The following is a 19,253-nucleotide window of genomic DNA, read 5'->3' as shown; positions in this document are numbered from 1 at the left end:
TATGTCTTCCTCATTTCGTTGGATAATCCTGGCGGTGATCTCCAGCGCGTTATTACTGGTGGTCATTGATATGACCGTGCTCTATACCGCACTACCGCGCCTGACGCACGATCTTCAGGCAACGGCAACGCAGAAGCTGTGGATCGTTAATGCCTATCCGCTGACGATGGCGGGTTTGCTGATCAGTATGGGCGTGCTGAACGACCGCATTGGCGCACGCGGTTTCTTCATTCTCGGGCTGGTCATTTTTGGCATCGCCTCGCTGGCGGCGGCATTTTCCGTTTCCGCTGAGATGCTGATTGCCTCTCGTGCGCTGCTGGCCGTGGGGGCGGCGATGATGATGCCCGCAACCATGACGATTGTGCGCAGAGCCTTTGACGATCCCGCCGAGCGCTCACTGGCGATTGGCATCTGGGCCGCGGTGGCTTCCGGCGGGGCGGCGCTCGGTCCGGTGATTGGCGGGCTGCTGCTGGAGTATTTCTGGTGGGGATCGGTTTTTCTGATTAACGTGCCAATTGTAGTTCTGGTGCTGCTGTTTTCGCTGAAACTGATCCCACCGATACCGGGCGACCACACCCGGGTATTCAGTCTGACCGCTGCCGTTCAGATTATGGCGGGCCTCACCGGGCTGATCTATGCCATGAAGGAGTTCAGCAAGCCGTCACCGCAGCTCAGCATTGCGGTGATCGCCGGGGTAATCGGGGTGATGATGACGCTGCTGTTTGTCAGAAAACAGCAGCGCTCAGCCAGCCCAATGCTCGATCTGGCGTTGTTTAGCAACCGGTTCTTTACGGCGGGTGTGATCGCCGCAATGGTGTCGATTGCCTGCGTCATCGGCGTTGAACTGGCCGTGACGCAGCGGCTGCAACTGGTGCTGTCTATGTCGCCTTTACTGGCCGGGCTGTTTATTTTGCCGCTGCCGCTCGCCTCCTTTATTGCCGGGCCTGCGGTAGGATGGCTGGTGCCGCATATAGGCTCACTCCGGGCGATTCAGTATTCCTTGCTGCTCTCTGCGGCGGGCCTGGCGGTTTACCTGATGGTGTATGATGCCGCCTTGTGGATGACGGTCGCAGCCCTGGCGCTGACCGGCGCCGGACTTGGTGGCGCGATGACGGCGGCATCGACCGCGATCATCCTCAACTCACCGGAAAACAGCTCAGGGACGGCAGCATCGATTGAGGGCGTGGCGTTTGAGTTCGGTGGCGCAATCGGCATCACCATTCTCGGAGGAATTCTGGCTGCGCTGTATTCGTATGATATGTCTGCCATTCCGCATCTGCCTGCGCTGGCGCAGGACAGTATTGATGGTGCGTTAATTGCCGCCGGATCGCTGATACCTGCGGAAGGGCGCGAGTTGCTGAATCTGGCCGAAGCGGCCTTTAGCCGTGGCTTTGTTTCGGTGATCGGTACATCGATTGTTGCATTGCTTCTCACAGGCGGGGTGCTGGCGATGTATACCCGTAAAAAGGTGTGACAAAGGCTGAAGGCAGTTTGAACACGCAGCATCGGCAATAGGCATGTTTTAAGTGTCGCGTATGATGGCATCCCAGCTGAGACATCTCACAGGGAGTGATCAATATGATCAATTTCGATCATTTTATCGACCAGGCAAAGCACCTTGCCACTTCTTTTCCGGTCGGCCAGTGACGCAGGCCTGCACGATGGCCAGGTTCAGGTCAACGTCAACGGCGTTTCGCTTTCCCGCTGCGCGGGCTGAGCGACCCAGGGTGGGCAGTCGCCCCCACCCTGGGGACCCGGGCTTTGCGGCAGGCGCTGCGTCCACTGCGTGGATGCCTTCGCAAGCGTCGTTCACCGACGCACCGGTCGTGACGGCACATCCCTGTGCCTGCTCTCCCTCTCACCGCCGTCGTGGCGGTTCGTCCTGGTTCACTGTGCTTCCTCAGCGCTGCTGAATGCCGCCTCAACGTCGAAATCCAGGTCAAAACCAAACCCATCCCAAAACCCAAAATTCTGATTTCAGTCAATCCGCAGAGGCTGTCACAAAGTGGGGGGGTAATACCCGTAGCGAGCAACGATTCTGCGGGGATGGGGCCAGTTTGAGGTAAGCCGGGCGTCACGCGACAGGACGTCGCGTGCCGAGGCCCGCAGGGATGCGTCTTTTGCCGCTCCGGCGTGCTCAAACTGGCCCGGACCTGACGCCAGACGGGAAGCCATTCATTTTTGTGGGGATACCTCAGCGCTGATGCGGGCTTTTTTCTGCATTAACTCCACGCATGGCGCGGTGGGTTAACGCCGTTCAGATAGTAGTTCCCGACATGGAAATACTTCCAGCGCACTGGATCGTGCAGAGTGTGCGTGCGGGCATTGCGCCAGGGGCGGTCAAGCTGATATTCCGCCAGCGTGGAGCGCGTGCCGGCCAGTTCAAACAGCTTGTTACCCGCAAGAATGGCGATCTCGGTGGACAGCACTTTGGCTTCGGCTGTGGCGACGGTAGCGGCGGCCACCGTGGCGGTGCCTTTTTCGGAGAACGCGTTGCCCCAGCGTAGTCCCGATAACACGCCGGCCAGCAGCGTCTGCTTCTGGCTTTCCGTTCCGTCCTCCAGCAGATGGGCAACACCCGCCAGATGATTTTGCGGGATCTGCCCCAGCGCCGAGTCGGCAGCGGAGATAATGGCAATCACCTTCGCAACCGTGGCATAGGAAACACCCGCGCCGCCGTATTCCCGCGGGATATTGATGCCCCACAGGCCGCTTTGGGAGAACGCGTCCAGCTCGGCCACCGGTAAAATACCGTCACGGTCGCGGCGGGCAGCCCCCGGTGCAAACTGCTGCGCCAGCCGTTCCGCGACAGCAATCGCTTCAGCATCACTGGTAATGATATTCGCAGGCTGTGACGGTCGCGGCAGCGGAGCGAAGTGTTCCGGGGAGTTAACATAAAATTCAGTGGCTTCAGCCAGGGATTCGATAGCAGACACAGGCACTCCTTAATGACGGTGACAGGGCCGCATTGGCGCGGATAACACCATCCTGTCACACTGTGTTCACGTCGGTTATAAGGATTCATCGCATCGATTGTTACCGCGCTGATAAGGCGCGGGTTGGGAAACGGGTATAGAGTAGTTACAACAGTTGAGTTTTATCGCCAACGTTATTGGATATTTTATGATTTTATTCTTCGTTTTTTATTGGTTATTTTGTTTGTGATAGTTTAACAATAGCTAAAAAGGAAATAAATAAAAATGAAGACATTGTTATATTTCTTAAAGGATACGGCATCTGATTTTATCGTGAATATGGTGGTTATTTTCTTGTTTGTTTTTTATTATTTTGTTGTGCCGGATTATTGGTTTTTAAGTAGTCTTTTAACCATCGTTGCAGTCGGTACTGTCAGGATTTTTTTCTCTAAAAAAAACTGATCAACCGCGTCAGCCAATCTCTTCCAGTATCACCACGCAGTTCTCATGCAATGTTCTGACCCGGCGTTCAAGGGTCTTGAGTGAATGCGTTTCGACCTCGTCGAACATGATGATGATTTCGTTTTTACGGTGCGCCCGACAGTGGCGTGCGCGGCTTGCTTTTGCCAGCCAGCGGTTGATCATCGCTTTTTTCTCCTCCTCCTGGCGGGAAAGCGAGCTACCGATGGCGTCATGAATTACCATCAGCAGTTCCTGATAAAACTCGGTGATATCTTTCATTTTATCAACATTCATCATAGCGAAACGTCAGGCTCCATTAACGGCAGCCAGCGCGGAGCTGGCTGCAATTGAAGGTTACAGCGGATTGGCCGGGGCAGGCGTGTTGTCGTAGCCGCTCGTGATTACGGCAATATGCCCATTAAGCGAGTGAGTCATGTGTTTTCTCCCGCATCGAGGTGATAGCCAGCAGCGTTAAGTGATTTCTTCAGGCTGTTAAAGCCGATGATGGCGTACTCCAGCGGCGGGGCAAGGGCGGGGTCCTGCTCGGCTTCGACCACGAACCATCCCTGATAGCCGATGCGTGCCAGCTCGGCAATCAGCGCGTCAAAATTAATGCAGCCGTCGCCGGGAACGGTGTAAACCCCTTTCAGCACCGCATCCAGGAAGGAGTCACGGTTCCAGTCCAGCGAGGCGCGAACATCGGCGCGAATATCTTTGGTGTGCACATGGTTAATGCGCTGGCCGTGTTTTTTCAGGATGCTGAGCGGGTCAACCCCAGCAAACACCAGATGCCCGGAGTCAAACAGCAGCCCGACCTCCGGCCCGGTGGCGGCCATCAGCAAATCAATATCGCGCTCATCTTCAATCGCGGTACCCATATGGTGATGGAAGGCCAGCGGAACGCCGAAATCTTCACAGTAGCGGGCAAACAGGGTCAGTCGCGCACCATATTCCTTGATCTCGTCATCGCTCAGCCTGCGGCGTTGACTCAGCGGGATATGCTGCTGGTTCTGAATGGTGCCAGCGGTTTCACCGTACACCAGGCAGGCGGCACCGCAGGTTTTAAACAGCTCAAGTTGCGGGGTGACCTTCTGAATCTCGCTGGCGAGGTCGTTATCCAGCAGGGTGCCGGAATACCAGCCCGACACCAGTTGCAGCTGGTGTTCCGCCAGCTGTGGCAGCAGTTCAGCGCTGGTGCGCGGGAATTTGCCGCCGGTTTCCACGCCGGAGAATCCGGCCTGGTGGCTCTCCGCAAGGCAGACGGAGAGCGGGGTGTCTCCGCCTAACTGCGGCAGATCGTCGTTGGACCAGGCAATCGGGGCAATACCAAGTTGAGCGTGCAGCTTCATGTTGTCGCTTCCTGAATCAGTTAAATACCAATACGCTGTTTTTTACGTCCGGCTTCGTGTTCACGGCGCGCTTCGTTAACGCTTTCCCGTGCGCTGACTTCGGGCACGCCGACATCCCACCAGGCATCGCCCGGCGTCCACTGGTGCGGATGCGTGTCAATGCAGATCACCGTGGTGCGGTCATTGGATTTCGCCCAGTCCACGGCATCGGAGAGTTCGTCCAGGCTGCTGACTTTACGCGCCAGTGCGCCCATTGCCTGCGCATGAGCAACGAAATCAACGTGGAAGGGTTCGGTCACCCGGCAGTCTTTCAGCAGGTTATTAAAGGAGGCGCCGCCTTTGGCATTTTGCAGGCGGTTGATCACCGCATAGCCGCCGTTATCGCAGACCAGCAGGATCATTTTGTGGCCGGAGAGCACGCTGGAATAGACGTCGGAATTCATCATCATGTAGGTGCCGTCACCGATCAGCACAAACACATCACGTGGCTGCTCCATCATGGCGACGCCCCAACCTGCGGAGATCTCGTAACCCATACAGGAGAAACCAAACTCACAGTCAAAGGTACCGGGATTTTTCACTTTCCAGCCTTTCACCAACTCACCCGGCAGGCCACCCGCCGCACTGATCACGTAATCTTCTGCGGCCGCACGCTCATTCACCACGCCCACTACCTGCGCATAGCTCGGGACGCCTTCCTTCACCGTGCGCTGCTGGCGTTCGGCAATCAGCTGATTCCAGGCTGCAAAGGCAGTCTGACCGCTTTGCAGCCAGCCCGCGTCGGCGCGGTAGTTGCCCAGTGCGGCATGCAGTTCGCGCAGACCTTCACGCGCATCCGCCACCAGCGGCAGAGAAAGGTGCTTATTGGCATCGAAGCGGGCGGCATTCAGCGCGATAAAGCGAGCATCATCGGCAAATACCGTCCAGGAACCGGTCACGAAGTCCATCAGGCGAGTACCGATGGCAATCACCACGTCAGCTTTTGCCGCCAGCGCGTTGGCCGAGGTGGAGCCAAGAATCCCCACCGGGCCGATATTCAGCGGGTGATCATGGCTGAAGGTGCCTTTTCCGGCGATGGTTTCCACTACCGGGATCCCCCGCGCCAGTGCGAAGGCTTCCAGTTCGGCTTCCGCACGGGAATAGCGCACACCGCCGCCGGAGATAATCAGCGGGCGTTTTGCCTGCGAGAGCAGCTCTACGGCCTGTTGCAGCCGCTGCTGATCCGGGCGTGGACGCGGGATCACATGCACCCGGCGGGCGAAGAACGCGTCAGGATAATCATACGCCATCTCCTGCACGTCCTGGCACAGGCCGATAAATGCCGGGCCGCAGTCGCCGGGGTCGAGCATGGTGGCGACCGCCTGTGGCAGGGAGGAGAGGATCTGTTCAGGCCAGGTGATGCGATCCCAGTAGCGGGTCACCGCTTTAAACGCATCATTGACGGTCTGCGTCGGGTCGTTGAAGTGTTCAATCTGCTGCATCACCGGGTCGGGATGACGACGGGCGAAAGCATCACCGCAGATCATCAAAAACGGCAGGCGACTGACGTGCGCCACTCCGGCGGCGGTCAGCAGGTTGGTTGTGCCGGGGCCAATTGAGGCGGTCACCACCATGATCTGCTGGCGCAGACGGGCTTTGGCAAACCCCGCAGCGGCAAAGGCCATGGATTGTTCATTCTGGCCGCGCCACGTCGGCAGCACATCCTGCACGCTTTCCAGCGCTTCACCCAGACAGGTGACGTTGCCGTGGCCAAAGATGCCGAATACCCCGGGAAACAGCGGGACTTCCTCGCCATCAACTTCAATAAACTGGTTGCTGAGGTAACGAACCACAGCCTGCGCGGTGGTACAACGCGTCGTCGACATAATTTCTACCTGCTGTAGGGCCTGGAAAACAGGCTGGTTTTGGAATTTACGTTGCTATAATTATATTTAAGCAATTTTCTTTGCAAAAAAAGATCGTGCTGATCCCGGCAGGAAGGGGCACGAAGGCCGCCTTCCGCAGAGAGGGTCAGTTTATTTCAACGCCGACCGCTGAGTACGTTCGGTTAGCGTTTCAATACGGGGTTGCTCTTCTTCCGGGTGCAGGGCGGCGGCCAGCGCCAGCGCGATGCATTGCACCAGGCACACCGGGGCGGCCAGCGAGCGCGAGAAGCTGTATTCCTCTTCAGGAATGGTAAACAGCACGTTCGCATTTCGTGCCAGCGGTGACAGCACGCTGTCGGTGATGGCGATGGTCGGCACGTCTTTCTGCTCGGCGATCTCGCTGATCTTCACCACTTCCTGGGCGTAATGACGGAAGGAGACGGCCACCAGCACATCGCGATGCGTCATGTTCATCGCCATATGCGGCGCCAGCCCACCCGGCGTATCCAGCAGGATCACCTTACGGTTCAGCATGGTCAGGAGATAACGCAGCAGGATCGCCACCGGTTCGGAGCGCAGCTGCCCGGCAATAAAGATGGTTTCTGCCCGACTGAGCAGCTGTGCACTGCGGTCCAGATCGCTGGCGGCAATCCCTTCCAGCATCCCCTGTAATGTGGCGATATCGCGCACCACCAGGTTCTGCAAGAAGCCAAGGCTGCCTTGCTGATCGTTCTTTTGCAGGTCGTTTTCCAGCGCGACGATACGCTCGTTGTAGCCAGGTGCGGTGGTTGCCAGCCGCGTCTGGAACACCGACTGCATCTGTTTGAACCCGCTGTAACCAAACTGCTGAGCAAAACGCACCAGCGTGGAAGGGTGCAGTTCGCACTTTGCCGCGATGGCGTTGATGGACTCCAGCGCCACGGCGTTAGGGTTTTGGGTAATAAAGCGGGCAACCTGCTGAAAACGATCGGACAGCTGCGGGTAGCGCTCAGTAATGTCATTCACCACCTGCTCGTAATTACGATGAGGAGGAGGAGAATCCTTGCGGGAGGTTTCTTTGCGACTCGCCATAACGTCATGCCCTTACATTCACATCTGCTTATCCTGCCATCAGGCTAACGCAACTAAAATTGCAATTCAATTTCCGTTGCAATGCCAATAGCGAAAAGCGTGATCTGTTTCAGATAATCAACATTTGGATTTTTCATTCCATCGGCTCTTTTAGGGTGAGTAAAACGTTTTATATCCAAATTAAGTTGTTATTTTTCAATGATATAAAAACCAATCCACCGATGCGCGGCAACAGGAATTGTGCAGAATAAAGTCTTTGCAATTTTTATTGCGAGGTTGTAGTAATTGCAACACCTTCAGCAAACAGGAAGCGCAAGATGTACGAAAACTATGGGCAGTTTATTAATGGCGTCTGGCGTCAGGGCCAGGGAGCTGAAACCATCGTGGTGACCGATCCCGGCCGTAATGAAAAGCTCGGGGAGATCCGGGGGGCTTCACAACAGGACACACTGGATGCCATCGCCAGTGCTCAGGCTGCACTGCCGCTGTGGCAACAACTTTCCGCCTGGGACCGTGCCAGCGCACTGCACCGGATGGCAACTGAGATGGAACAGGTGCGTGAACAGGCCGCGCTGATTATCTCTCTGGAAAGCGGTAAGCCGCTGGCGCAGGCCAGCCGTGAATGGACGTTGGCGATTGATCAGTTCACCTGGTACGCCGAGGAGGCGCGCCGCGTGTATGGCCGCATAGTGGAAAGCCGTGTGCCGGGTGGGCGCTGTGAAGTGTCCCATCAGGGCGTTGGCGTGGTGGCGGCCTTTACCGCGTGGAACTTCCCGGTGGTACTGATTGCCCGCAAGGTTGCGCCTGCACTGGCGGCGGGTTGCAGCGTGGTGCTGCGCCCCTCCAGCGAAGTGCCGGGCTGTGCCAGCCTGATCATGACCTGCCTGCAAAAGGCGGCGATCCCGGCAGGCGTGGTGAATATGGTGGTGGGTGTCACCGCCAATACTTATCAGCCACTGATTGATTCCCCGGTTGTGCGCAAAGTGACGCTGACCGGATCGACCGCTATTGGTCAGCAGATGATCCGCGACTCTGCGGCCACCATTAAGCGCCTGAGCATGGAGCTGGGCGGCAACGCGCCGATGATCGTCTTTGACGATGCTGATATCGAAAAAGCACTGGATATGGCGGTGCCGACCAAGTTTGCCAACTGTGGCCAGGTCTGCGTAACGCCGGATCGTTTCTATGTCCATCACTCGGTAGCGGAGGCCTTTATTGAGGGCTTTGCCAGGCGTGCCGTCGCGATCAAGGTTGGCTACGGTCAGGATCAGGGCAGTGAGATGGGGCCGCTGATTAACCAGCGCCGCCTGAACGCGATTGAAAAAATCGTTGAGGATGCGCGGCAGAAGGGGGCTCGCGTGGTCACGGGCGGCCACCGTTTAACGGATGCTCCGGGATTCTATTTTGCCCCAACGGTGCTGGCCGATGTGTCGGACGATGCGCTGGCGCTGGCAGAAGAGAACTTTGGCCCGATTGCCGCCATCACCACTTTCAGCGATGAAGCCGAGGTGCTGGAGCGGGTGAATCGCAGCGATTATGCGCTTTCTGCTTATGCCTTTACCCGCGATGCGGCACGCATTCGCCGCGTGTCTGAGCAGTTACAGGCGGGCATGGTCGGCATTAACAGCTTTGCACTGGCCTCCGCCGATGTACCCTTCGGTGGCATCAAAGCCAGCGGAATGGGCAGTGAAGGGGGCAGCGAAGGGATTTACGAATATATGACTGTCAAACTGACGCAGGTGGTCCTGTAAGGAAACCGCAATGATTGCCAACAACGTAAAACGCTTATGGTCAGAGGGGCACACGGTGCTCAACGGCTGGCTGTCGGTCGCCAGTCCGTTTACCGCTGAAATCATGGCGGCGCAGGGTTATGACTCGGTGACGATTGATATCCAGCACGGGCTGGTGGGCTATGAAACCGCCACCACTATGTTGCAGGCGATGCGCGCCAGCGGCGTTACGCCTATGGTCCGCGTTCCCTGGCTGTCGCCCGGTGACATTATGAAAGCGCTGGATGCTGGGGCTTACGGCATTATTTGCCCGATGATCAATAACGCGGAGGAGGCGCGGCAGCTGGTCTCCTGCGTGCGTTACCCGCCGCTGGGTGCGCGCAGCTTTGGCCCAACGCGTGTGACCTTTTCCGCCGGGCAGGACTACGGCCAGCATGCGGATAACGAAGTGCTGTGCTTTGCGATGATTGAAACGGCTGATGCAGTGAAAAACATCGAGGCGATCGTTAATACGCCGGGGCTGGATGGCATCTATATTGGTCCTGCTGATTTAACCCTGGGGCTGACCGGTCGCAAGTACCGCACCGGGTTTGATCGTGAAGAAGAGGAAATCGTCAGCACCCTGAAACAGATCCTCGACTGCGCGCACCGCGCCGGGATTCGGGCCGGGTTGCACAACGGCAGCCCGGAATATGCTGCACGGGCGGCGCAGTGGGGATTTGACCTCGTCACGGTATCGAATGATGTGCAACTGCTGCGCTCAGCAGCCACCGCCAGTGTCGGGCAGTTTCGCCAGCTAACAGGGGCGGCAAGCGCCACAATGGACCAGCCTGAAGGAGGATACTGAGATGCCCCATATCCTGATTGCCGGAAAGATCCACGAAGCAGGACTCACCATCCTGAAAAATACCCCCGGGTTTACCTGGGATCTGGTGGAGGAAGTGAGCACGGCCAGCTACGCACCGTTTATCGCCCAAGCCGATGCGCTGCTGTTACGCACCCAGCCGCTGACCGCCAAAGAAATTGCACAGGGCGACAACTTGCAGGTGGTGTCACGTCACGGTGTGGGTTATGACGCGATCGATGTGGCCGCACTGAACCAGCGCGGTATTCCGTTGACCATCGTGGGCGATGTTAACTCGCTGTCGGTGGCGGAACACACCCTGGCTCTGCTGCTGGCGGTGGCGAAACAGGTGCGCGTGTATGATGCTGGCATCCGCAGTGGGAACTGGAACTGCCGCAACAGCTTCTCTGCCATTGAGTTATCCGGCCGCACGCTGCTGGTATTGGGCTTTGGTCGTATTGGTCGCGAAGTGGCGCGGCTGGCGGGCTGTTTTAATATGCACGTGGTGGCATGGGACCCGTTTGTTGCCGCAGAAACCTTTAGTGCGCTCAATGTTCAGCGCGCGGAAGAGCTGACCGACGGTTTGAAAATGGCCGATGCCCTGACGGTACATCTGCCTTTGAGCGACAGTAAGCCGCTGCTGGGACGCACCGAGCTGGCACTGCTGAAACCGAATGCCATTGTGATCAACACGGCACGCGGCGGAATTATCGATGAACGAGCGCTGGTTGAGGCGTTAAAAAATGAAACGCTGGCGGGGGCAGGGCTGGATGTATTTAGTCAGGAACCCCCCGCGCCGGATTCTCCCCTGCTGCTGGGAAGCGATCGTCTGATCCTCAGCCCTCATTCGGCGGGATTAACGCAGGAAGCGGCCATGCGCATGTCGGTATCGGCGGTGAATAATATTATTCATTACTTTAATGGCACGCTGGAAGAAAATCTGATTGTGAATCACCGACAAATTAATAAAGCAGATGCGATTTAACCGTAAATAATAAAGAGAATAAACAACGTTACCCTACAGGAATATCACATGCTAAAAATAGCCGTATTAGGTGCGGGCCGCATTGGGAAAATCCATGCCGCCAATATTGCTGCTAACCCGCAGGCAACGCTGATTGCGATTGCCGATCCTTATTTAGACAATGCTGTTCAATTGGCGAAATTAACAGGCGCGCGCGCGGTGAAAGACCCGTTGGAATTAATTAATGATAACGATATCGATGCGGTGGTTATTGCAACACCGACTGATACGCACGTTGATTTAATGCTGGCAGCCGCACGCAATGGCAAGGCCGTGTTATGTGAAAAACCAGTGGATCTGGACCTCTCCCGCGCACAGCGCGCCTGCGATGAACTTGCCCAGCTTAAAGTGCCTGTAATGGTGGCATTTAACCGCCGTTTCGATGCCAGTGCACAGCAAATCCGTCAGGCAATTGCCCGTGGCGAAGTGGGTGAGTTGCAGCAGGTGATCATTACCAGCCGCGATCCTGGTTTTGCTCCTGTCGACTATCTGCGCCACTCCGGCGGTATTTTCCGTGACATGGTGATCCACGATTTTGATATGGCACGCTGGCTGCTCGGAGAAGAGCCTGTGAGTGTCTATGCCACAGGCAGCCGTCTGCTGAATCCGGCGCTGGCGGAGTTTAATGATTTCGACACCTGCATGGTGCAGATGACTACCGCCTCAGGCAAGCAGTGCCATATCAACTGTAGCCGCCAGGCGGTGTACGGCCACGATCAGCGGCTGGAGGTGTACGGTTCAGCCGGTATGTTGCTGAACGACAATATGCGTGCCACCAGCGTACGGCGTTATACGGGCGAGGTGACCGAAGCCCGGGTGCCGCTGGTGAATTTCTTCCTTGAACGTTACGCAGATGCCTACCGCCATGAAATGGACACCTTTATTCAGGTGGTGCAGGGCAATCAGGTGATCCCGGTGACGCCGTATGACGGTGTGCGGGCGCTGAAACTTGCCGAGTGTGCGCAGCGTTCTGCTGAAACCGGGCTGCCGGTCAGCGTTGATTAATGTTCCCTCAGGAGAATGAAGCGATGAATAAAATTGGCATTGGCATTATTGGTACCGGGTTTATGGGGTTGTCACACGCGCTGGCCTACCGCGCCGCCGCCGCGATTTTACCGGATGAAGTGACGCCAGAACTGATTGCGGTGGCCGATATTGATAAGGAAGCGGCTGAAAATGCCGCCAGACGGTTTGGTTTCCGACGTGCGACAGATGACTGGCAGTCGCTGATTAACGACCCGGATATTGACGTGATATCGATTACCACGCCAAACCGTTTCCATCTGGAGCAGGCGCTGGCCGCGATAAAAGCGGGTAAACATGTGCATTGTGAAAAGCCTATCGCCCCAAACAGCGACGATGCGCGCATCATGACGCAGGCAGCCGAAGCGCAGGGGGTGGTGACGCAGGTCGGTTTTAACTATTTGAAAAACCCAATGATTAAGCTGGCGCGCACCATGATTGATAGTGGTGAACTGGGGGATATCGTCAGCTTCCGGGGGCTCCATGCGGAAGACTTTATGGCGTCACCGTTAACGCCGTGGTCATGGCGTCTTGAGCCGGCAGGCGGTGCCGGTGCAGTGGCCGACCTCGGCAGCCATATTGTGGCGATGGCGCGCTATCTGCTTGGCCCGGTGGTGGCTGTGCAAGCTGACCTGGAAACCGTGATTAAACAGCGGCCGATTCTGAATGGTGCACAAGGGTTGCGGCAGGTGGAAGTAGACGATATTGCACGGCTCACCGTGGAATTCGCTCGTGGATGTAAAGGCAGCATTGAAGCCAGCTGGGTCGCCACCGGACGGAATATGCAGCTGGGATTTGAGATTTATGGCACCCGAGGGGCGCTGCATTTTACCCAAGAGCGCTTCAATGAGCTGCATTTTTACAGCACCAACAGCGAAGGTAAACATCGTGGCTTTCAGAAAATTGAGGCCGGGCCTCAACATGCTCCTTATGGTGCGTTTTGCCCCGCACCGGGTCATCAGTTGGGCTTTAACGATCTCAAGACCATCGAAATCGCAGAGTTTTTGCGTGCAGTCGCGGGGCAAGCCGTCAGTGGCCCGGATTTCCGCGATGCCTGGGAAATTCAGAAGATCATTGATACCGCGGTGCGATCTTCCCGCGAACAGCGCTGGATTACGCTGTAACGTAATGTGCAATCGGCATGAATAATAAATTCCCCAGCCTGTATTTCGATAATGATGAGCCGTATACCGATGGCAGGGATGATCCGTAAATAAGCCAGTTTACTTTGGCTTATTATAAAATCCTGATCCTACAAGTATGGAAAATAATATGAAAAAAACACTCATTGCCTTTATCGCATTGTTAACTGTTGTCCCTCCTGCTTTTTCCGAAACACGCGTTGGTGTAAGCATGGCGCAAATGGATGATGTTTTTCTCTCACGCCTGCGTGGTTATATCAGCGAGCGGGCGAAAACACATCCCGAACTCGATGTGCAGTATGAAGATGCTCAGGGTGCGGTAGATAAACAGCTTACCCAGGTGCAGAGTTTTATTAACCAGAAGGTTAGCGTGATTATCGTGAACCCGGTGGATACCCAGGGCACAAAAAACATCTCTGAGGCGGCGCGCGCGGCAAAAATCCCACTCATTTATCTGAACCGTAAACCGGCTGATTCGACACTGGGCAACGGGATCAGCTATACCGGCAGTGATGAAATTGAAGCCGGACGCCTGCAAATGCAGTATCTGGCGGAAAAGGTGAAGGATAAAAAGGAGGTGAATGTTGCCATTATGAAAGGACTGCTCAGTAATGATGCCACGCGTTTTCGCACACAGGGCGCCAAAGAGGTGATTGCTCAGCATCCGAACATGCATGTTGTGGTGGAAGATACCGCCAAATGGATGCGCGAGGATGGCATGAACCTGATGAACAACTGGATACTCTCCGGACGTAAAATCGATATCCTTTCTTCTAATGCGGATGAAATGGCGATTGGCGCCGCGATGGCGCTGAAAAGCAATGGCATAAAAATCGGTAAGGACATTCTGGTGGGGGGAACCGATGGCGGCCCTAACGGTTTGCAGTCGATTAAAAGCGGGCTGCTTTCAGTGACGGTTTTCCAGGATGCTAAAGCCCAGGCGTATCAGGCGGTGGATATGGCGGCCAGTGTTGCCAGGGGAGAGAAAGTGCAGGATGAAGTGATGATCCCGTTCCGGCTGGTTACACCGGAGAATTACCAGACATTTATGCACTAATCACCTTGTCTGCATGATCAGCCCCGGCATCGTGCCGGGGCTTTTTCATCAGAAGGCGTACGACAGGTTGACCGAGTAGCTACGCGGTTCGCCGTAAACCACATAATCGCTGCCCCATGAGTAATAAGAGCGGTCAAAGAGGTTATCGACGTTGGCCTGTACCGCCAATTGTCTGGTGAACTGGTAGCGGGCAAACAGGTTGGCCAGTGGATAGCTGCCCTGGTAGACGCGCTGCACTTCACCATCCGGGCCGGTGGCATCCTGGAAGGTGCGGTTCTGCCAGTTAAGCCCGCCGCCGATGGTCAGGTCCTGCAACATCGGTAAACGGTAGCGGGAGAAGAGTTTAAATGAGGTCTGCGGCATATTGCTGTTGAAGCGGCCGGAGGTATCTCGCGCCACATAGCGCGTTGCCCCGAAGGTCATTTGCAGGTTGTCGGTGACGGCACCGTTCAGCTCAAACTCCGCGCCTTTACTGACCGCGCCTTTAGCCGCAACATACGCCTGCTCGCTGGAGCCATTCACAAACGTGCCGCTGAGTTCCTGACCCACGTTCTCCTGCTCAATACGGAATACCGCAAAGGTGGCGGTCAGACGCCCATCAAACCAGTCAGACTTCAGTCCGGTTTCATAGTTTTTCCCGGTCACTGGCGACAGATAGGCCCCATCAGTGCCACGGTAGGTCTGTGGCTGGAAGATCGAGGTGTAGCTGGCGTAAGCCGACCAGGTGTCATCGATGTCATACACCAGGCCACCGTACGGCGTGATGTTATTTTTGCTCATATTGCCGCTGCTGCCAACGGTGCTCCACTGGGTGTAACGCGCGCCGAGGATCAGCGACAGTGGGTCGGCCAGCGAGAAGCGGGCGGCGGTGTAGGCCGATTTCTGGCGGATCACGTCATCGGCATTCAGATACCAGTCACCCCATTCCGGCTCCTGAACGTTGCCGTTCCAGTTGTTATCAAAACTGCCCATCTGCGCATAATCCAGTGCACCGTCCACGCTGTAGGTCTGGTTATGCTGGCGGCTGTAGCTGACGCCGGCCATCAACTCATGGTTACGCCCCAGCAGTTCAAACGGACCGCTGGCATAGGTATCAATGGATTCCTGCGTGCGCTTACCACGATCCAGGCTGCCATAGCCGCTGACCCCGGTGCCGGTCACCGCATCGGGGAACTCCATCACATACAGCAGCTTGTCAGCAAAGGTCTGCTCAGCATGCGTGGCATTGACGCGGAAGGTCCAGCCGTTATCAAAGTCATGTTTGACGTTGGCAAAAACCTTACGCGAATCGAGGCTGTAACGCGTCCAGTCGGCCGACGGATTGAGGTTGCGGTTGTAATGGGTGCGCGAACCGTTGCTGTACCAGGTCGGCAATCCACCCCAGGTCGGGTTGCCGGTGTTGCTCTCCTGATAGTCGTAGCCGAGCGACACCGTGGTGTTGTCGGTCACATCGGCATCCAGCACGCCGTAGAGGAACTTTTTGCTTTTATGGTAGCGATCCAGCCAGCCGTCCTGATCCTGATAACCGGCGATAACGCGGCCACGCACGGTGCCTTCTTCATTCAGCGGGGCAGAGAGGTCGGCCACGTAACGCTGGGTGTTCCAGCGGCCATAGCTGGCGCTCAGATTGCCGGTCACGGTCTTGCTGTCGGCATGTTTGCGTACCATATTGACCGACGCCGACGGGCTGCCCGCACCGCTCATCAGCCCGGTTGCGCCGCGCACGACTTCGATGCGGTCATAGATGGCGGTGTCTTCTCCGGCATCGCCGTAGTTCCAGTTATCTGCCGCTGACGTAGGGATATCATCGAAGGTGTAATTGGTGATCTGGAAACCGCGAGAGAAGTAGGAGGAGCGTTCGCTGTCGACCAGTTGGGTGGCGATCCCGGTGGTGTTATCCAGCACCTCACCCACGGTTTGCAGATTCTGGTCCAGCATCCGCTGCTCGGTGACGACGCTTAATGACTGCGGGACATCGCGCGGGGTCATCAGCATTTTGGTGCCGGCGCGGGTGGTTTTGACCGTGTAATCCTGCTTCTCGCTGGCGGCGGTATCATCTGCCGTGGCATCCACCACCATTTCCTGCGGGGAGGCGGCTTCCTGCGCCATGGCCGGGTTAACCAGCGCATGGATCATCAGCGCCAGCAGTGAAACGGACAACGTCGTTTTTTGGCCCGGCACGCGCAGAGGCGAGCCCTTTCCCCTGGTGTGGGATGAGAAGGTGCGGGAAGACATGGTTTTTCCTTGTGCGAAATAGGGAATAACAAAAAGCGTGGCCATTTTTTTATCGGTCAGTCACGGGCCAGATGGCCCCGAGACAGGGTGGCGTAGCTAAAGTTCAATACTAATGATTATGATAATCATTTTCTTTTATAGAATCATTGTTATTTTTTTGACACCACCTGAAACACGGTGTGTGTTTGTCGTTAGATCAGTGGTTTGACAGTGGTGTTGACCCGATCCCATCGCAATATGGCCTAAAGGGGGATCGCTGACTGTCCTGATATCATCGATAATGTTTTTCGGGCCAGGTTAAGCACCGACACTGCCAACAGGCATAACATTAAGGTAAATAACGATGAAAATTACTCAGGTACGCAATGCGACTCAACGGATTGTTTATGCAGGAAAGACGTTTCTAATCGATCCCATGCTATCCAAAAAAGAGGCATGGCCGGGGTTTCCAGGTACTGTCCGCTCAGAAATCCGTAATCCGATGGTTGAGCTGCCCTTCGATGTGCCAGTATTGCTGGACGTTGACGCCATCATTGTCACGCATACGCATCAGGATCATTGGGACGAAGCGGCCGTGGCGCTCATTCCAAAAGAGAAGCTGATTTTTGTGCAAAATGACAGTGATGAACAGCTTCTGCGATCGCAAGGGTTCAGTAACCTGGTGGTGCTGGCTGAAACCAGTCAGTTTGGCGACATATCGCTCATCAAGACCCGCTGCCAGCATGGGTCTGATGAAGCTTATGCCAACCCTCAATTAGCAGAGCGGCTGGGAGAGTCCAGTGGGATTGTGTTTCAGCACCCGGATGAGAAATCACTTTATCTGGTGGGTGACTCCATCTGGATCGATGCTGTTGAGGATAATATGCGTAAATATCTGCCCGGCGTGGTGATAATGAACACGGGCTGGGCGCATGTTCTGGGATATGGTTCGATTATCTTCGGTAAAGAAGATGTCCTGAAAGCCCATCTTGTGCTGCCAGAAGCCCAGATTGTTGCTACCCACATGGAAGCCATCAATCATTGCCTGGTGACTCGCCAGGCGTTGCTGGAGTATGCACGGATTAATCATCTGGAGGATTTTGTCAGCGCACCTGCAGACGGAGAGTCAGTCACGTTCTAATATCCTCAAATCAGTCCTGGAGTGTTGTATGTCTGTGGCATCGGTTGCGATTGTTGTTACTGAAGGGTTCAGCACCTTTCACGTGTCAGTTCCACTGATTCTGTTTGGGGATGCCACGACAGATGACACGCTGTTTACACGCCTTATCTGTACCGAGACGCCCGGACTCATCTGGTCAAAAGAAGCAACCGCAATCCAGGCGGACCACGGGTTTGATGCGCTGGCGCAGGTGGATATTGTTATCGTGCCTTTCTGGAACCAGGTTGAGCAACGCCCGCCGCAGCCGTTGCTTGATGCCCTGGTCAAGGCGAGAGCAGGGGGCAGCCAGATTGTGGGATTATGTCTGGGGACGTTTGTACTGGCTTATGCCGGGCTGCTTGATGGGCACCAGGCCGCGACACACTGGGAATATGAAGCGATTTTCCGCACATTATTCCCGAACGTTCATTTGAATGTGAATGCGCTTTATGTGGAAGACGACGGCCTGATCACTTCTGCAGGGACCGCTGCCGCGTTGGACTGTTGCCTGCACGTTATTCGGCAGCGTTTGGGAAGCCAGATCGCGAATCAGATCGCAAGGAGAATGGTGACGCCTCCGCATCGTGACGGTGGCCAGGCTCAGTTCATTGAACAGTCAATCCCGCACAATACGACAGATAACAGAATGAATATGCTACTCGACTATATGCAAAGGAACCTTCAGTTACCCCACGATCTTGATTCTTTGGCTAACAGGGCGTCAATGAGCCGCAGGACGTTAACCCGGCATTTCAATAGAGCCACCGGCATGTCCGTGGTCGAATGGCTAACCGTGGCGCGACTCTATCGTAGCCAGGAACTCCTTGAAACGCTGGCGATGCCTGTAGAACAGGTGGCCGGGCAGGTAGGATTTCAGTCTGCTGTGACCTTTCGACAATTGTTTCGCGAAAAATTCGGCGTCAGCCCGAGTGAGTGGCGTAAAACATTTCGTCTCACGGAATAAAACAGGACGTTAAAAGGGGCGATTTTCCGCCCCTTTTAACGTCAGTACGAAGAAAATTCGACTCCCCGGTCATCAGATAGCACTCCATGACCTCCGGGCGTTCCATCTCGTGGTCACTGGTGATTATCCATGTGAAGCACCATAAGTGGACGGCAACGCCGCTATCACTGGCCCCCTGGCAAATGCTGATTGCCACCATTCCATTGATTTTCTTTGCCATTGATTGGCGCGCTGGCATCGGTGGTCTTTCTGGGTACCTCGCTATCAGGGCTGTTTATGACAGGTCTGGCTCTGGTGTTCGCCGGGGTGAGTATGACCGCCTTTTCCGCCGGGAAAACCCGACCGCACTCCTGAATGCGATCGCACCAGAACTTCTGATATTCCAGGCAAAACCATGACTGACGTTGCCACAGATAACTGATAGGGTCCCCATT

16 protein-coding genes are annotated in these 19,253 nt (G+C 55.8%); 10 read left to right on the top strand and 6 right to left on the bottom strand.

Annotation, left to right across the window (positions count from 1 at the left end):
• The first annotated feature begins 1 nt into the window (after position 1).
• On the top strand, positions 2 to 1,474 hold the full coding sequence (locus LJN55_RS11800) for an MFS transporter (RefSeq protein ID WP_227536328.1): 1,473 nt from the start codon (positions 2 to 4) through the stop codon (positions 1,472 to 1,474).
• A 748-nt stretch (positions 1,475 to 2,222) separates the two neighbouring features.
• Here LJN55_RS11800 and LJN55_RS11795 read toward each other — a convergent pair.
• From LJN55_RS11795 to LJN55_RS11775, 5 genes are all read right to left on the bottom strand, one after another.
• Positions 2,223 to 2,867, bottom strand: a complete 645-nt coding sequence (locus LJN55_RS11795; protein ID WP_227536386.1) for an acyl-CoA dehydrogenase family protein — start codon at positions 2,865 to 2,867, stop codon at positions 2,223 to 2,225.
• Between the two features lie 519 nt (positions 2,868 to 3,386).
• On the bottom strand, positions 3,387 to 3,674 hold the full coding sequence (locus tag LJN55_RS11790) for a hypothetical protein (protein WP_159336666.1): 288 nt from the start codon (positions 3,672 to 3,674) through the stop codon (positions 3,387 to 3,389).
• Positions 3,675 to 3,808: 134 nt separating this feature from the next.
• Complete coding sequence (gene iolE / locus LJN55_RS11785) at positions 3,809 to 4,720, bottom strand: myo-inosose-2 dehydratase (RefSeq protein WP_227536385.1); 912 nt, start codon at positions 4,718 to 4,720, stop codon at positions 3,809 to 3,811.
• Between the two features lie 26 nt (positions 4,721 to 4,746).
• Positions 4,747 to 6,591, bottom strand: a complete 1,845-nt coding sequence (gene iolD / locus LJN55_RS11780) for a 3D-(3,5/4)-trihydroxycyclohexane-1,2-dione acylhydrolase (decyclizing) (protein WP_159336667.1) — start codon at positions 6,589 to 6,591, stop codon at positions 4,747 to 4,749.
• A gap of 150 nt (positions 6,592 to 6,741) precedes the next feature.
• On the bottom strand, positions 6,742 to 7,662 hold the full coding sequence (locus LJN55_RS11775) for a MurR/RpiR family transcriptional regulator (RefSeq protein WP_159336668.1): 921 nt from the start codon (positions 7,660 to 7,662) through the stop codon (positions 6,742 to 6,744).
• Positions 7,663 to 7,979: 317 nt separating this feature from the next.
• Between LJN55_RS11775 and LJN55_RS11770 the strand changes: the two genes are divergently transcribed.
• From LJN55_RS11770 to LJN55_RS11745, 6 genes are all read left to right on the top strand, one after another.
• Positions 7,980 to 9,413 carry an NAD-dependent succinate-semialdehyde dehydrogenase gene (locus tag LJN55_RS11770; RefSeq protein ID WP_227536327.1) on the top strand — a complete coding sequence of 478 codons (1,434 nt, stop codon included), beginning with the start codon at positions 7,980 to 7,982 and terminating at the stop codon, positions 9,411 to 9,413.
• Positions 9,414 to 9,423: 10 nt separating this feature from the next.
• Positions 9,424 to 10,239 carry an HpcH/HpaI aldolase family protein gene (locus tag LJN55_RS11765; RefSeq protein WP_159336670.1) on the top strand — a complete coding sequence of 272 codons (816 nt, stop codon included), beginning with the start codon at positions 9,424 to 9,426 and terminating at the stop codon, positions 10,237 to 10,239.
• Between the two features lies 1 nt (position 10,240).
• Complete coding sequence (locus LJN55_RS11760; RefSeq protein WP_227536326.1) at positions 10,241 to 11,221, top strand: hydroxyacid dehydrogenase; 981 nt, start codon at positions 10,241 to 10,243, stop codon at positions 11,219 to 11,221.
• A gap of 48 nt (positions 11,222 to 11,269) precedes the next feature.
• Positions 11,270 to 12,265, top strand: coding sequence for an inositol 2-dehydrogenase (gene iolG, locus LJN55_RS11755; protein ID WP_227536325.1), 996 nt, complete (start codon positions 11,270 to 11,272; stop codon positions 12,263 to 12,265).
• A 23-nt stretch (positions 12,266 to 12,288) separates the two neighbouring features.
• Complete coding sequence (locus LJN55_RS11750; RefSeq protein WP_227536324.1) at positions 12,289 to 13,407, top strand: Gfo/Idh/MocA family protein; 1,119 nt, start codon at positions 12,289 to 12,291, stop codon at positions 13,405 to 13,407.
• 148 nt (positions 13,408 to 13,555) lie between these two features.
• Positions 13,556 to 14,482 carry a sugar ABC transporter substrate-binding protein gene (locus LJN55_RS11745; RefSeq protein ID WP_227536323.1) on the top strand — a complete coding sequence of 309 codons (927 nt, stop codon included), beginning with the start codon at positions 13,556 to 13,558 and terminating at the stop codon, positions 14,480 to 14,482.
• 48 nt (positions 14,483 to 14,530) lie between these two features.
• Here the strand turns inward: LJN55_RS11745 and fhuE are convergent, their stop codons facing one another.
• On the bottom strand, positions 14,531 to 16,618 hold the full coding sequence (gene fhuE / locus LJN55_RS11740; protein ID WP_265106038.1) for a ferric-rhodotorulic acid/ferric-coprogen receptor FhuE: 2,088 nt from the start codon (positions 16,616 to 16,618) through the stop codon (positions 14,531 to 14,533).
• A 442-nt stretch (positions 16,619 to 17,060) separates the two neighbouring features.
• Between fhuE and LJN55_RS11735 the strand changes: the two genes are divergently transcribed.
• The 3 genes from LJN55_RS11735 (at position 17,061) to LJN55_RS11725 (ending at position 19,217) form a co-directional block, all read left to right on the top strand.
• Positions 17,061 to 17,837, top strand: a complete 777-nt coding sequence (locus tag LJN55_RS11735; RefSeq protein WP_133846582.1) for an MBL fold metallo-hydrolase — start codon at positions 17,061 to 17,063, stop codon at positions 17,835 to 17,837.
• A gap of 28 nt (positions 17,838 to 17,865) precedes the next feature.
• The gene (locus LJN55_RS11730; RefSeq protein WP_227536321.1) at positions 17,866 to 18,819 is read left to right on the top strand and encodes a GlxA family transcriptional regulator; all 954 of its coding nucleotides are present in this window, start codon (positions 17,866 to 17,868) and stop codon (positions 18,817 to 18,819) included.
• An 86-nt stretch (positions 18,820 to 18,905) separates the two neighbouring features.
• Positions 18,906 to 19,217, top strand: a complete 312-nt coding sequence (locus LJN55_RS11725) for a hypothetical protein (RefSeq protein ID WP_227536320.1) — start codon at positions 18,906 to 18,908, stop codon at positions 19,215 to 19,217.
• Positions 19,218 to 19,253: the final 36 nt, after the last annotated feature.

This window comes from Erwinia rhapontici (assembly GCF_020683125.1).
GTDB classification, from domain to species: domain Bacteria; phylum Pseudomonadota; class Gammaproteobacteria; order Enterobacterales; family Enterobacteriaceae; genus Erwinia; species Erwinia rhapontici.
This window is presented reverse-complemented; position numbering and strand designations above follow the sequence as displayed.